Source organism: Pseudomonas sp. V88_4 (assembly GCF_029967985.1).
Taxonomy (GTDB): domain Bacteria; phylum Pseudomonadota; class Gammaproteobacteria; order Pseudomonadales; family Pseudomonadaceae; genus Aquipseudomonas; species Aquipseudomonas glycinae.
Genome location: NZ_JASCAF010000035.1, coordinates 81268 through 95290, shown reverse-complemented (window position 1 = coordinate 95290; position 14023 = coordinate 81268). Strand labels below are relative to the sequence as shown.

14 protein-coding genes and 1 pseudogene are annotated in these 14023 nt (G+C 60.2%); 9 read left to right on the top strand and 6 right to left on the bottom strand.

The features are described 5' to 3' along the window. A pseudogene (locus tag QLG12_RS13775) lies at window positions 1–1112 on the top strand (hypothetical protein); the annotation flags it as partial. A 50-nt stretch (window positions 1113–1162) separates the two neighbouring features. Here the strand turns inward: QLG12_RS13775 and QLG12_RS13770 are convergent. The 3 genes from QLG12_RS13770 to QLG12_RS13760 all read right to left on the bottom strand — a co-directional run bounded on the left by QLG12_RS13770 (window position 1163) and on the right by QLG12_RS13760 (window position 3100). Beyond that, window positions 1163–1996, bottom strand: coding sequence for an AraC family transcriptional regulator (locus QLG12_RS13770; protein WP_282474712.1), 834 nt, complete (start codon window positions 1994–1996; stop codon window positions 1163–1165). A gap of 64 nt (window positions 1997–2060) precedes the next feature. Next, complete coding sequence (locus QLG12_RS13765) at window positions 2061–2480, bottom strand: hypothetical protein (protein WP_282474711.1); 420 nt, start codon at window positions 2478–2480, stop codon at window positions 2061–2063. Between the two features lie 116 nt (window positions 2481–2596). Then, the gene (locus QLG12_RS13760; protein ID WP_282474710.1) at window positions 2597–3100 is read right to left on the bottom strand and encodes a VOC family protein; all 504 of its coding nucleotides are present in this window, start codon (window positions 3098–3100) and stop codon (window positions 2597–2599) included. A gap of 262 nt (window positions 3101–3362) precedes the next feature. Here QLG12_RS13760 and QLG12_RS13755 point away from each other — a divergent pair, with 262 nt between their 5' ends. Continuing rightward, complete coding sequence (locus QLG12_RS13755; RefSeq protein WP_064382301.1) at window positions 3363–3611, top strand: hypothetical protein; 249 nt, start codon at window positions 3363–3365, stop codon at window positions 3609–3611. 1 nt (window position 3612) lies between these two features. After that, window positions 3613–4767, top strand: coding sequence for an NnrS family protein (locus QLG12_RS13750; protein ID WP_282474709.1), 1155 nt, complete (start codon window positions 3613–3615; stop codon window positions 4765–4767). Window positions 4768–4771: 4 nt separating this feature from the next. Here the strand turns inward: QLG12_RS13750 and QLG12_RS13745 are convergent, their stop codons facing one another. Both QLG12_RS13745 and QLG12_RS13740 read right to left on the bottom strand, forming a co-directional pair. After that, window positions 4772–5443 (bottom strand): class I SAM-dependent methyltransferase, encoded by a 672-nt coding sequence (locus QLG12_RS13745; protein WP_282474708.1) that lies wholly within the window; start codon window positions 5441–5443, stop codon window positions 4772–4774. A 38-nt stretch (window positions 5444–5481) separates the two neighbouring features. Then, on the bottom strand, window positions 5482–6630 hold the full coding sequence (locus QLG12_RS13740) for a GGDEF domain-containing protein (RefSeq protein WP_282474707.1): 1149 nt from the start codon (window positions 6628–6630) through the stop codon (window positions 5482–5484). A 109-nt stretch (window positions 6631–6739) separates the two neighbouring features. Here QLG12_RS13740 and QLG12_RS13735 point away from each other — a divergent pair, with 109 nt between their 5' ends. From QLG12_RS13735 to QLG12_RS13710, 6 genes are all read left to right on the top strand, one after another. Next, on the top strand, window positions 6740–7132 hold the full coding sequence (locus tag QLG12_RS13735; protein WP_282474706.1) for a GFA family protein: 393 nt from the start codon (window positions 6740–6742) through the stop codon (window positions 7130–7132). Between the two features lie 236 nt (window positions 7133–7368). Further along, window positions 7369–7824, top strand: coding sequence for a (2Fe-2S)-binding protein (locus QLG12_RS13730; RefSeq protein ID WP_007956954.1), 456 nt, complete (start codon window positions 7369–7371; stop codon window positions 7822–7824). Window positions 7825–7841: 17 nt separating this feature from the next. Next, window positions 7842–10004 carry a xanthine dehydrogenase family protein molybdopterin-binding subunit gene (locus QLG12_RS13725; RefSeq protein WP_282474705.1) on the top strand — a complete coding sequence of 721 codons (2163 nt, stop codon included), beginning with the start codon at window positions 7842–7844 and terminating at the stop codon, window positions 10002–10004. Window position 10005: 1 nt separating this feature from the next. After that, window positions 10006–10584 carry a hypothetical protein gene (locus QLG12_RS13720; protein ID WP_282474704.1) on the top strand — a complete coding sequence of 193 codons (579 nt, stop codon included), beginning with the start codon at window positions 10006–10008 and terminating at the stop codon, window positions 10582–10584. Between the two features lie 61 nt (window positions 10585–10645). Then, window positions 10646–11611, top strand: coding sequence for a sensor domain-containing diguanylate cyclase (locus QLG12_RS13715; RefSeq protein WP_197871492.1), 966 nt, complete (start codon window positions 10646–10648; stop codon window positions 11609–11611). A gap of 326 nt (window positions 11612–11937) precedes the next feature. Next, complete coding sequence (locus QLG12_RS13710) at window positions 11938–13149, top strand: hypothetical protein (protein WP_282474703.1); 1212 nt, start codon at window positions 11938–11940, stop codon at window positions 13147–13149. A 64-nt stretch (window positions 13150–13213) separates the two neighbouring features. Here QLG12_RS13710 and fabI read toward each other — a convergent pair whose 3' ends face one another. Next, a complete protein-coding gene (fabI, locus tag QLG12_RS13705; protein WP_003202751.1) occupies window positions 13214–14008 on the bottom strand; it encodes an enoyl-ACP reductase FabI in 795 nt (264 codons plus the stop codon). Window positions 14009–14023 lie beyond the last annotated feature (15 nt).

The following is a 14023-nucleotide window of genomic DNA, read 5'->3' as shown; positions in this document are numbered from 1 at the left end:
TGAGCCTTGGCCAGCAGGGTGAGTTGTGGGATGGCAGCGGTGCGAGTGCGAAGTCGTTGGGCAAGGTGGCGGCTGATGCGAAGGGCGACTATTCGAAAACCGTCACGGCCGCGCCGGGTGCTCATCGGTTCTACATTCAGTCGCTGTATCACCCGGGCAAACCTGTGTACTCCATTCCTCATACCTTGACCGTCGTGGCCGTCGTTGTGCCGACCATCGACAAGGTGAACGAAAACACCGCCACCGGTGCGGCCGTTGCGATCGGAGGATCGACCATCGCGCCCACGTTGGTGATCAGCGGCAAGCTGAGCCTTGGCCAGCAGGGTGAGTTGTGGGATGGCAGCGGTGCGAGTGCGAAGTCATTGGGCAAGGTGACGGCTGATGCGAAGGGCGACTATTCGAAAACCGTCACGGCCGCGCCGGGTGCTCATCGGTTCTACATTCAGTCGCTGTATCACCCGGGCAAACCTGTGTACTCCATTCCTCATACCTTGACCGTCGTGGCCGTCGTTGTGCCGACCATCGACAAGGTGAACGAAAACACCGCCATCGGTGCGCTTGTTCCAAACGCAGGAACGACCATGGTGACCACGCTGGTGATAAGCGGTAAGGCGAGTGCGGGTCAACAGCTACAGGTGCTTAAAGGCGGGGCGGTGGTCGCTACGATTCGGGTCAGCCCTGCCGGCGACTATTCGTATCCCCACGTGGATGCGGCGTTGGGGGCGCGCAGTTATACGGTCAAGGCGCTGTATGGCGCGTTGCCGGTTTCGCAAGCATGGGCGTTGAGTGTCACCACTGGTGCCAGAATTCTCCAGGCAAGGACTAATACCAGTATTCCAAACGGCCGAATTATTCAATCCGGGGCTAGCGTTAGCATATCTTCCGAGTGGGGCGTCAGATTTTTCTTGACCGATGTTCCCTCTGCTCATACGCATTACGCGGTGTTTAGGGATGGACAGCGCAGCGGTAGTGGACCCTTGGGCAATCCGCCGCATGCCGAGGCATACAATAACGCGCCCAAAACCGAACGCGTTCGTGTGGCTACCTATTCCGGCATAAACAACGCCCCGTTACCGGACGGCCCGGACTTCGTGATTAACTGGATACGCTGATATTTTTGAGGTTGCCCTAACGGCTCGCAGCCCTGCGGGCCGTTTTGCTTTTAACCCCGATACTGCCCCGGCGTAGCCGCCAGATGCTGCTTGAACGCCCGCTGAAAATGCGCCTGATCGGCAAACCCGGCCTCCAGCGCCACATCCGCAATCAACTGCCCGCGCCGTAAACGCTCGCGGGCAAACTGAATTCGCTGATTGACCAAAAACGCATGGGGCGTCATGCCGAAGTGCTGTTTGAAGGCGCGGATAAGGTACGACGGAGATAGCTCGGCAGCGGCGCAGATGTCGTCGAGGCCGAGCAGGTCGGTGCAGTGCTGGCGGATGAAGTCGGCGGCACGTTCGAGTTTGAAATTCGGTTCGCGGATGGGTTGTTCGATGGGGTTCAGACGCAGTTGCAGCTCGCTGAAAAACTCCACGGCGGCGCTCTGTTTGCGCAGCACGTCTTGCTGATCGTCGACCAGCACGGTGTACAACGCATTCAAGTCGCGAAACAGGCGAGCATCATTCAAATGCGTATCGGAAAACCGTCGAAATTCAAGCTCCGCACTGAACCCCAGCTGATGCTGCAGATCCGTCAGCCACGGCGTTTCCACGTACAACATCAAATACGACCACGGCTGATCATCGATCGGGTTGCACGCGTGCACGTCTCCCGGATTCATCAGCACCACGGTGCCGGCCGCCACTTCGAACGAGGATTGCTCATGCACATAAGTGCTGCGCCCGGCGGTGATCGCGCCGATGGAAAAGTGCGCGTGGGAGTGCCGTGAATAGCAGACCTCACGCCCATCGGCGATGGCCCGCGCTTCGATGAAGGGCAGGGCGTCGTCGCGCCAGAAGCGTGGGGTTTGTTCGGAGGGCTTGACGGAAGCTCTCTTCATCGTAGTGGTTTCCGGTAGTCGGGCTTGAGTTTAGCGAGCGCTGACTGCCGTTGGCCAGTCATGGTTATTGCGCTAACTCCAGTTTGTCGATTAGCACACTATCACCGGGGACTTCGATCTGAACCCTTGTAAACGTACGCTCAATGGCAGGTTTGAATTCTTTCTCGCCACCACCATGAGGGGGTTCATGAATCTCGGTGATTATCAAGTCATCCTGCAGAAAGCGCACAGTCAGGCCTTTACCTGCGTTTGTATACCAAAAGCTGAAGCTTTTTGTGGCCTGATTCAAGTTGATGTCCACGGTGCCTTGGCGAACGACCAAGACTTGCCCGTTAACGTGTGTACCGCTTGATCGCATGATGGACATTGGCACTGTAGTGCCTGGCAAAAGGTAAAAACGTACCCCGTTGCTGATGAGGGTCTGTCCAGGAGCAAAATCCTGTGGGGTCTGATCTTCGAAATCCACTGTAGTGAGGGTGTTCATGGCGATATACCGTCAGTTGGAGGAATAGCCATGGTCGAACAACCTCACAACAAAAACACCTGTCATATCTGACAGGTCACGACGGTTCCTGATGGACGGCTGACTGGGCCAGCTGCTCAGTTCTGGCCGGCGAAGGCTCGCTCCAGTTCGGCGATGTCGAGTTTTTTCATCCCGAACATGGCCTGCATCGCCCGTTGGACTTTGGTCTGGTCGGGGTCGGTCATCATGTGCATGAACGCCACCGGCACGATCTGCCACGAAACGCCGAACTGGTCCTTGAGCCAGCCGCATTGTTGCGCTTGCACCGGCCCGCCGGCGCTGAGGTTGCCCCAGAAATGGTCGACTTCTTCCTGGTTCTGGCAATTGACCTGAAACGAGATCGCCTCATTGAACTTGAACACCGGCCCGCCATTGAGCCCGGTGAAGGTGTGGCCGTCGAGTTCGAAACTGACAGTCATCACCGAGCCTTCCGGGCGACCGTGAAATTCCTGGCCGACCTTGCTGTAGTGGGTGAGGGCGGTGATTTTCGAGTGGTCGAAGATCGAGCAGTAGAATTTCGCCGCAGCTTCCGCCTGATCGTCGAACCACAGGCACGGAGTCAGCTTTTGAAAGCGTTGCATGGCAGTCATCCTCGGCAGGTTGGACACGCTGGATAACAGCGTAGTCAGTCTGTGGTCAGCTGGCGGTGTCATGGGTCGAGTGGTTGGTTGTTGTGAATGTGGCCTGTAGTCGTATTGACCTTGCTCTGTGTCAAAAAGACTCTTTCTCATCTAGGTCAAATTGACTCGCATCTTCGGAACTGGCTGATTTTTCTGGGCTGCAAATCTGGCACGCAATTTGAGTTGCCTTACGTACAAACTGATCCGCTCAGGAGTACGAAACATGTTCACTTTCTTCGAGAATCCGCTGAACGTTCTGCACCTGTCGAGCAAAGTGCTCGTCGCCGGTCTGGTCATGTTGCTGGCCGGGATTTACGGCGCTTATCTGTATCAGGGCCACATGCCGATTGCGTTGCTGGTGGGGATGCATGCCATGACCATCGTCGGCCCGACGCTGATCAAGATTGGCTATGTGATGCGCCTGCTGTCGCAGTATCGGTTGGGCCAGTCACCCGCACTGGCGGTGGCCTGAGATGCGCAGACTCGCTGCGGCACCGCTGTTCAGCCTGGGTTTTCGGCCGCTGTTTCTGGCCGGTGCCGGATTCGCCGCGCTGGCGATTCTGATCTGGGGCCTGTGGCTTTACGGCCACTGGTTCGATCTGCAACCGGCGGGCGGCATGTTGGCCTGGCATCGGCATGAAATGCCCTTCGGCTTCGCGGCGGCGATTGTTGCCGGATTCCTGTTGACTGCGGTGCCCAACTGGACCGGGATTCCCGGCGTGGGCGGCGGGGCGTTGATTGCGTTGGTGTCGGTCTGGGTGGTCGGTCGATTGGCGTGGTGGCTGCCGTTGCCGACCTGGCTGATTCTTGCGCTGCAATGGGGGTTTCTGCCGCTGCTGGCGGTGATGCTGGCGCGGGATCTGGTCGCCGCGCGTAAACCCGACAACTACCCGATTGTGCTGGTGCTCGCGCTGATGGCGGGTTGTCAGGCGCTGACCTTGATTGGCGTGTTCAACGATGACGCCGGTTTGCAGCGCCAAGGCGTGCTGGGCGCTTTGTGGCTGATTGCGGCGCTGATGACCGTGATTGGCGGGCGGGTGATTCCGTTCTTTATCCAGCGCGGCTTGAACCGTCCACCGGCGCCGACCGCCAATCCACTGCCAACCCGCTTGCTGCTGATCGGCAGCCTGCTGACCGCTGTCACTTTTGCGGCAGGCCTCAATGATTCGCCACAGTGGTGGCTGGCGGGGCTGTTCGTGCTGACCGGCAGTTTGCAGTTGATGCGGCTGATCCGCTGGCATGATCGCGGAATCTGGCGGATGCCGTTGCTCTGGTCGCTGTATCTGGCTTACGCCTGGATGGCATTGGCAACCTGGGCCATGGCGCTGTGGCATCTGGGCTGGATCGGTCAGCAAAGCCTGGCGACCCACGCGTTGGCGGTCGGCGGGGTGGGCGGGTTGATTCTGGCGATGATCGCGCGGGTCAGCCTTGGGCACACCGGCCGGTTGTTGCAGCCCTCGAAAGGCATGGCGCTGGGTTTTGCGCTGGTGCTGTTCGCGGCGGGTTGCCGGGTGTTGCTGGTGCCGTTTTCCAGTCTGGGACTGGGGCTGTCGGTGGTGCTCTGGTGTGCGGGGTTTGCGTTGTTTTTGCGGCATTACACCGGGATCCTGCTCAAGCCGAGGCTCTAGCGCTTTAACTGCGACGCTCGGCAATCATCAGCAATGACTGCGGCACCGGGCTCTGCGGATGTTGCGGCTCGCGCAGACTGATCAACTGAAGCCCGGCCATGTCCAGCGCATTCAGCCAACTGGACAGGGTGCGGAAATACCACGGCATCGGCTGCCACTGGCCCTTAAAGCCATCGAAGGTTTCTTCCCGCCAGCCATCCTGATAATCACCGGCGGCCACCGACCACGGATGCAGCGTCTGGATCACCAGTGCACCGCCCGGCACGAGCAGGGCATTCATGGCCGCGAGCAGCGGGATGATGTCCTGATGCAGCAAGGAAAAATTCGCGCAGATCAGGTCGTAATCACGGCCGATATCGACCTTCGCCTCAACCAGATCCTCATAACTGGCGACATGCGCGGGCGATGAGCCGGCCACTCGCGCGGCCTCGACCAGCGTCGCATCACCGTCCACGCCGACCGCCTCGAATCCTCGCTCGGCCAGCGCCCGCAACAGCCAGCCTTCGCCGCACCCCAAATCGAGCACACGCTCGGGCTGACGCCCCATCACCGCCAGCAGAATGGCCTGATCGGTCACCTGACGACGGCTTTCGATGGCGCCGCTGCGCACAGCTTCGGTCCAGGCCCGGGCGTTGTGGTGCCAGCTCTGCAGCAGGGTGGATTCAGGCGAGGACATGACGGACTCCGAGGTTACGGGATGCAGGCAAGGACAGGTCAGCTGTAGTCGGCCAGTTGAATCCGGTTACGACCGCCGCGCTTGGATTCGTAGAGCGCGCTGTCACCCTGTTCGATCAACGCTGCGAGGCTGGCCGGCGGCTGATCGAACACCTTGGCGCCGATGCTCAGGGTGACCGCTTCGGGGGTGGTAAAGGTCTGGGAAGTCATCTGCTGAAACTGCTCGCGCAGCGCACTGCCCAGATCCATGATCTGGGCGTGGGACGCATCGCCCAGCAGCATGACGAATTCGTCACCGCCCAGCCGTGCCGCCAGCGCGCCATTGGGCAGCACTGCGCGGATCATTTCGCTGAGGGCGATGAGTAACCGGTCGCCGGCGGTATGGCCGTACAGGTCGTTGACCAGTTTGAAGTTGTCGATGTCGATCAGCAGCAGCGCGCCGGGGCGGGTGCTGGAGACTTCGTCGAGCAGGCGCTGTGCACGGACTTCCAGGGCGCGGCGGTTGTACAGCGCAGTCAGCGGATCCCGGGCGGCCAGTTCGGCAATCTGCTTTTCCCGGCGGTAGCGCTCGGTGCCCGTCATCGACAGCGCGATCAGCATGATCGCCATCGCGCCTTCAACCAGGGAAATCTGAATGATCTCGCCGCGCAGCGACGCCAGATCGATCAACGTGCCCGGAATCACCGCGATGATCGCCTTGGTGAAATAGAACGCGCCGTGGATCAGCAGCACATAACGCAACTGCACTGCACCGACGCTCAACGATTTGCCGTGCGGGCGCAGTAACAGGCTGGCCCGCAGCATCAACGCGGCCACCAGCAGCGAGTTGGCCATCAGCATGATCTTCGACCACGACGGATCTTCCGGTAACAGCAGCAACGCCAGCCAGAGCAGGAACATCAAGTACCAGGCCCGCGACAAGCGCTGCTGGGTAAACCGCGCGACCCCCAGCAGAAACAGCCAGTGCGCGACCACCAGCAGGCCGTTGGCGAACCAGATGCCGATCAGCGGATAACCATTGGCGCGCAGCAGGGCCAGGCTCGAGCCGACGGTGATGGTGGCGAAACCGGCGCTCCAGAACAGCAGGGAGGATTCGCGGATGCTGCGCCATTCGACCGCCAGATACAGGGCGGCCGCCGCGGCCAGGGCGGTGGAAATGGTGAGCATCGTAAGGGGATCGAGCGCCATGAAAGAACGGTTCTGCCTGAATGGTATTAATGGGCCACGATTGTAAGCGTTCCCCCAGTGGGCTGCTATTTTCACTCACCGGATATTCCATTTTCAGACGAGGTGTCCCATGGACCGATTGACCGGAGGTTGTCTGTGCGGCGAAGTGCGCATCGAAGCGTCAGGGCGGCCCTACCGGGTTGGTGTTTGCCACTGTCTTGATTGCCGCAAACATCATGGCGCGCTGTTTGCCTCGGCGGCGATCTTTCCCGCGGACGCGGTGACGATCAGCGGGGAAACCCTTGACTATGCGGGGCGGCATTTCTGTCCGCGCTGCGGCTCGTCGGTGTTTGGTCGCAGTGGTGATGAGATCGAGGTGAGTCTGGGGGCGCTGGATGCACCCGATCAATTGACGCCGACCTATGAGCTCTGGACGGTGCGGCGAGAGTCGTGGTTGCCTGCGTTCCCCCTCGCCAGGCACTACGTGCGGGATCGTGAAGGTGACGGGCGCAGTGAAGAGTAGAGGGCAGTCGGGGTCAGGTGTATCGCAGGACTTGCGCTGACAACCGCAATCAACTGTAGGAGCAAAGTCGACACGTTGGTCGATGATTTCCCGAACGGTGCGGCATGACCGGTGGTCGCGGCGGCTGGTCGTCGGGGCAAAATGCGCTTAGCTGAAAGGGATAAGCCGAGGCGCGCACCGCCGACGATGGCCGTAGCAGCGCCCTTCAGAACACCGTGAGTCTGAGGAAGTCCCCGATGCTGACCTTGAACATCAATGGCAAGGATCAGGAGCTCGATGTCCCTGCGGACATGCCGTTGCTCTGGGTCCTGCGCGATGTCGCGCACTTGACCGGTACCAAATTTGGTTGCGGCATGGCCCAGTGCGGTGCCTGCACCGTGCACGTCGATGGCGCGCCGTTGCGCTCGTGTATCACCCCGGCCACGGCGGTCGCCCATGGCCAGAAAATCCTCACCATCGAAGGTTTGTCCAGTGACGGCTCGCACCCGGTGCAGCAGGCCTGGGCCGAACTGGACGTGGTGCAATGCGGCTACTGCCAGTCCGGGCAGATCATGTCCGCCGCCGCGTTGCTGGCGAAAATTCCCAAACCCACCGACAGCGATATCGATCAGGCGCTCTCCGGCAACATCTGCCGCTGCGGCACGTATCCAAGAATCCGCGCGGCGGTCAAACGCGCCGCCGACATCGGCTGAGCGAGGGGAGGTGAGTGATGAACAGTCCTGTATCCCGTCGCGGATTTCTCAAGGGCAGCGCCGTGCTGGGCGGTGGTCTGGTGGTGGCGTTCGTGGTGCCCGGCGCCAACCGCTTTGCCATGGCGGCCGAGAATGAAGGCAAGGTGTTTGCGCCGAACGCGTTCCTGCGCATCGCGGCAGATAACAGCGTCACTGTGCTGCTCGGCCATTCGGAGATGGGCCAGGGCATCTGGACCGGCCTGACCATGTTGATCGCCGAAGAGCTGGACGCCGACTGGTCGAAGATCCGCGTCGAGCATTCACCGGCTTCGGCCGCCGATTACGGCATGCCGGCGTTTGGCGGGATGCAGATTACGGGCGGCTCCACTTCAACCTGGATGGAGTTCGACCGCTACCGGCTCGCCGGCGCCACGGCGCGGCAGATGCTGATCGAAGCGGCGGCCAAGCGTTTCAACGTGGCGCCCTCGACGATTCGCACCGAATCCGGCGTAGTCATTGCCGGTGACAACCGCGCCACCTACGGCGAACTGGCGGACGCCGCCGGGCAACTGCCGGTACCGGATCCGAAGTCGATTACCTTCAAGGAAGCCAAGGACTGGAAAGTCATCGGCAAACCCACCAAACGCCTCGACACCCCGGAAAAAATCACCGGCCGCGCCAAATTCGGCATGGACGTGCAGTTCGACGGACTGATGACCGCCATGGTCGCGCGGGCGCCGGCGTTCGGCGCCACGGTGAAATCCTTCGAAGGTGCAGAAGCCCTGGCGATTCCCGGCGTGCACAAAGTGGTGCAGGTGCCGACCGGTGTCGCGGTGGTCGCCGAGCATTACTGGGCGGCGAAACTCGGTCGCGATGCGCTGAAGGTCGATTGGGACCTGGGGCCGAACGCTGATTTGAGCAGTGAAAAGCTGTTGGCGAGTTTCCGCAAACTGGCGGCCACCCCGGGCACTTCGGCGGCGCAGGCCGGCGATGCCAAGGGCAACTTCGGCAAGGCAGTGAAGAAAATCGATGTTGAATACAGCGTGCCGTACCTGGCCCACGCGCCGATGGAACCGCTCAACTGCACGGTGAAGATCAGCGCCGACAAGTGCGAGATCTGGACCGGCACCCAGTTCCAGACCCTGGATCAGATGGTCGCCGGCAAGATCACCGGGCTCAAACCGGAGCAGGTCGAGATTCACACCGAATTCCTTGGCGGCGGTTTCGGCCGGCGGGCCAACCCGACCTCGGATTTTGTCGCCGAAGCGGTGCAAGTGGCCAAGGCTGCCGCGATGCCGGTGAAAACCGTGTGGTCGCGTGAAGACGATATTCGCGGCGGTTACTACCGCTCGATGTTCCTGCATCAGGCGAAGATCGGCCTCGGCCCCGACGGCCTGCCGCTGGCCTGGCAGCATGTGCTGGTCGGGCAGTCGATCATGGCCGGCACCATGCTCGAGAAAACCATGGTCAAGAACGGCGTCGACCAGACCTCGGTCGAGGGCGTTTCGGACAGCCCGTATATCAAGGGCCTGGCCCATCATCAGGTCGATCTGCACTCGCCGACCACCGGGATCAATGTGCTGTGGTTGCGTTCGGTGGGCCATAGCCACAGCGCGTTTGTCATGGAGTCGCTGATCGATGAAATGGCCACGGCGGCGGGCAAGGACCCGGTGGAGTACCGACGAACGCTGCTCAAGGATCACGCTCGGCATCTCGGCGTGTTGAACCTGGCGGTGGAGAAGGCCAACTGGAAAGCGCCGCTGCCGGACGGCCATGCGCTGGGTGTTGCGGTGCACGAATCGTTCGGCAGTTACGTGGCGCAGGTGGCGGAGGTGTCCCAGGACAATCTGGCGATCCGCGTGCATCGCGTGGTGTGCGCGGTGGACTGCGGAGTTGCGGTGAACCCGCAAAGCATCGCGGCGCAGATGGAGTCGTGCATCACCTTTGGCCTGGGCATGGCGTTGCACAGCAAACTGACCCTCACGGACGGCCATGTCGTGCAGTCCAACTATCACGACTATCAGGTGTTGCGGCTCAATGAAATGCCGCTGGTCGAGGTGCACATCGTGCCCAGCAGCGAGAAACCCGGCGGCATCGGCGAGGCCGGTGTGCCGCCCACGGCGCCGGCGGTGGCCAACGCGGTGTTCGCCCTGACCGGGCAACGCCTGCGGGAACTGCCACTGCAACTGTCGGGGGTGTGAGATGAAACGACATCTGTTGTTGGGCACCGTGATTCTGTTTGGGCTGGGCGGTTACGCGTCGGATCTGTTCGCTGACGATCAGGAAGCCTTGAAAGCCTTCGGCACGCTGCAGAAAGTCTTCCAGAGCCCGCGCTGCCAGAACTGCCACATCCCCGGTGATTCACCGTTGCAGTTCGACGCCGGCATCCCCCACGCGATGAAGGTGGTGCGCGGCATGGACGGCAAGGGCGCCGCCGGTTTGCCCTGCGCCACCTGCCACGCCGAAAGCAATCCGCCGGCCAGTTACGGCCCTCACGCGCCACCGGGCGCGCCGCATTGGAGCCTGCCGCCGGCCGCGCACAAAATGGCCTGGATCGGTCTGCCGCCGGATCGCTTGTGCGCGATGATCAAGGACCGCGCCAGCAACGGCGACCGGGATTTCGCCGCGCTGATCAAACACGTCAGCGAAGACAAGCTGGTGCTCTGGGGCTGGAATCCCGGAGCAGGGCGCGCGCCGGTGCCGGTGCCGCACGATATCTTCGTGACCCAGTTCAAACTGTGGGCCGATGCAGGCGGGCCGTGTCCGGTGGCCGGCGGATGAGAGGTTGAGTCATCGCTGATTCGGGCTACGCTAAACTGCATCGACGACAAAGGAGTGTGTGATGCTGGTACCCGGCAAACCCGCCAATGAAGCTGTCCGTATTCAAGCGTTGCAGAATCTGAAGCTGCTCGACACCGCACCGGAGGAGCGCTTCGACCGGCTGACGCGACTGGCCAAGCGTCTGTTCAACGTGCCGATCGCACTGGTCACGCTGGTGGATAAGGAGCGGCAGTGGTTCAAGTCCTGCGTGGGTCTGGACACGATCGAAACGCCACGCTCTGTTTCATTCTGTGGCCATGCGATTCTCAGGGACGAGCTCATGCTGGTACCTGACGCCCGAGAGGACGAGCGTTTCCACGACAACCCTTTGGTTACCGGGGAGCCGAACATCCGGTTCTACGCCGGTTACCCGCTGACCGTGCCCAACGGCAACAAGATGGGCACCTTGTGCCTGATCGACACCAAACCCCGCGATCTCGACGAAGAGGAGCGCGCCCTGCTGCGCGATCTGGCGGGCATGGCCGAGCAGGAGCTGATGGCGGTGCAGATGGCGAGCATGGACGAGCTGACGCTGCTGTCCAACCGTCGCGGCTTCAAGATGCTGGCCCAGCACGCGCTGGACGCCTGCGCACGCCTGGAAAAACCGGCGACGCTGCTGTTTTTCGACCTGAATGATTTCAAGCAGATCAACGACCTTTATGGGCACGCCGAGGGCGACAGCGCGCTCAAGACTTTCGCCGATGTGCTGCGCATCGCCTTTCGCGAAAGCGATGTGGTGGGACGGCTGGGCGGTGATGAGTTCGTGGCGTTGCTGACCGGCTCGAGCCACGTCGAAACCACGGCGATCATGGCGCGACTCAAGGAAATCCTCGAAGAACGCAATGCCACGTTGCACCGGGGTTACGCGATTCGCTTCAGTGTCGGCCAGATCGAATACAACCCGCAGCGCCATGACACCGTGGATAAGCTGCTGGCGGATGCGGATGCAGCGATGTATGAGCACAAGCAGGCGTTGAAGCGCTGTTAGTGCGGGCCTCATCGCGAGCAGGCGTATTTCAACGGTTGGGATGAACTGAATCTAGCGCCGTGCTTTTCGATTGAAAGACAATGGTTTTTGCGCTGAGCTCATCCAGCGATACAACTGTCGCAACGTGCCGCTGCGAATAATGTTCAGCAAATGTCTGCAGATCGAAAGCGAAAAGCCCTTCTGATGAAAGTCAACTGTCAGTCCTGACAGTGTCTTTATCTGTTATCAGGCGCTAGCGTGGGCGCTGTAAAAGACATTCTGCTGGAGTCGGGAAGACTGGTTGTTTTTCTCAGGGCGGAGAATATTGACAATCAGAGGAAAACTCCATGTCAACCTTGGTCAAAACACATCTCATTCCTGGTGATCTGGATCGAACTTTTGCAAAAGATGGAGTCATTAATATCGGACCAGGCAGTTGCGGCTCCGTGGTGGAGACAAAAACTGGACGTATTGTTTATGTTCATGATTCGGCAGACGGATTGCAGCTGATTCGGGCCTACGGCGATGGTTCTACCGACCCTTCATTCGCGAATCAACCTTGGCAATATGGGCCAGAATATTCCGCTTCGCGTCAACTTGCCATTCAAGACGATGACGGTATCGTTGCTATCGGTAGCACTGGCGCTGGCATGAAGCGTTTAGCTGCAGTCACGAAGTTCAATGCGCACGGCAGTCAGAATCTGGTATTTGGCACGAAAATCTTTCCCGCCATTCCACTTGCCCCTGGGCAAAGTGTGATAACTCACGAAGCACAGGGTTGTGCCCTCTCCGATGGGCGTGTCCTGTTGGGTCAAAGCCACATTCTGCATGATGAAACAGGAGCTGCCGTTAAGGGGAGTGGAATCATCCGCTGCTATCTCACTAATGGCGATCTTGACAATACATTCGGTGTAAATGGCGAAGCTAAGATCATATTCGACAACGCACGCTCCTCGCGTATCGAGAGCATCAAGCCGAAGCTGGAGGGAGGGTTCATAGTCAGTGGATCGCTCGATAACTCCACCGGCAATCAATCAGAACCCAAAAGTGTTCTGGCTGGTTATGACGAAAGCGGAAAGTTGGACAAAGGGTTTGCAACAGGCGGCCTGTACAAGATTTCTGAGGAATACAGTTTATTTAACAACCTGGACGTATCGCCTCGCGGAATAACCTTTGCGGCATCCGTACTTTCTGCCGAAGGAATTCGCGTCGCAACTGTACGCTTGCAGAATGATGGAACTCCCGATCCTGATTTCAACAATGGCCAAGTACTGTGGACCGACATTAATGGACGCGTCGTGACTATTCAAAGCGTGGTCGTTCAACCAGATGCAAGCATCATTGTGGGGGTGCGTTCCGACCATGTGCTGACCCTTCTGCGTATTCTGGAAGACGGTAAACCCGATGATAACTTCGGGGATGGAGGCGTTGCCAGGTTGGAGGGGTGGCGCATGAATGACTGCATCGTCCAGAGCAATACAGGGAGAATCATCGCTGCTGCTGACGAGATTGATCCTGCGGGTAAACCGCTGGCGCAGGTGTTGGGTTTCGTGGGATGAAGGGGCCCCCGCGAGCAAAAAAAACCCGCCAGAACTGGCGGGTTTTTTATCGGCTAGCCGAAGATTACTCTTCGATGTTGCCCATGGCGGTGGTGTTGAAGCCGCCGTCCACGTACATGATTTCACCGCTGATGCCCGACGCCAGGTCGGAGCACAGGAAGGCGCCGGCGTTGCCGACTTCTTCGATGGTGACGTTGCGGCGCAGCGGAGTTTGCGCTTCGTTGGCGGCCAGCATCTTGCGGAAGTTCTTGATGCCCGACGCTGCAAGGGTGCGGATCGGACCGGCCGATACGCAGTTGACGCGAGTACCGTCCGGGCCCAGGGAGCCGGCCAGGTAACGTACGCCGGCTTCCAGCGAAGCCTTGGCCATGCCCATCACGTTGTAGTTCGGCATGGTGCGCTCGGCGCCGAGGTACGACAGGGTCAGCAGGCTGCCGTTGCGGCCTTTCATCATTTCACGGCCAGCTTTGGCCAAGGCCACGAAGCTGTAGGCGCTGATGTCGTGAGCGATGCGGAAGCCTTCACGGGTAGTGGCTTCGGTGAAGTCGCCGTCCAGTTGGTCGCCCGGGGCGAAACCGACGGAGTGCACGATGCAGTCCAGGCCGTCCCACTTCTTGCTCAGTTCTTCGAAGACCTTGGCGATTTCTTCATCGCTGGCCACGTCGCACGGGAAGCACAGTTCAGGGCTCGAACCCCAGCCCTGTGCGAACTCTTCGACGCGACCTTTCAGTTTGTCGTTCTGATAAGTGAAGGCAAGCTCAGCGCCCTCGCGATGCATGGCGGCAGCGATGCCGGATGCGATGGACAGCTTGCTGGCGACACCGACGATCAGTACGCGCTTACCGGCGAGAAAACCCATGTGTTGCTCCTCTTT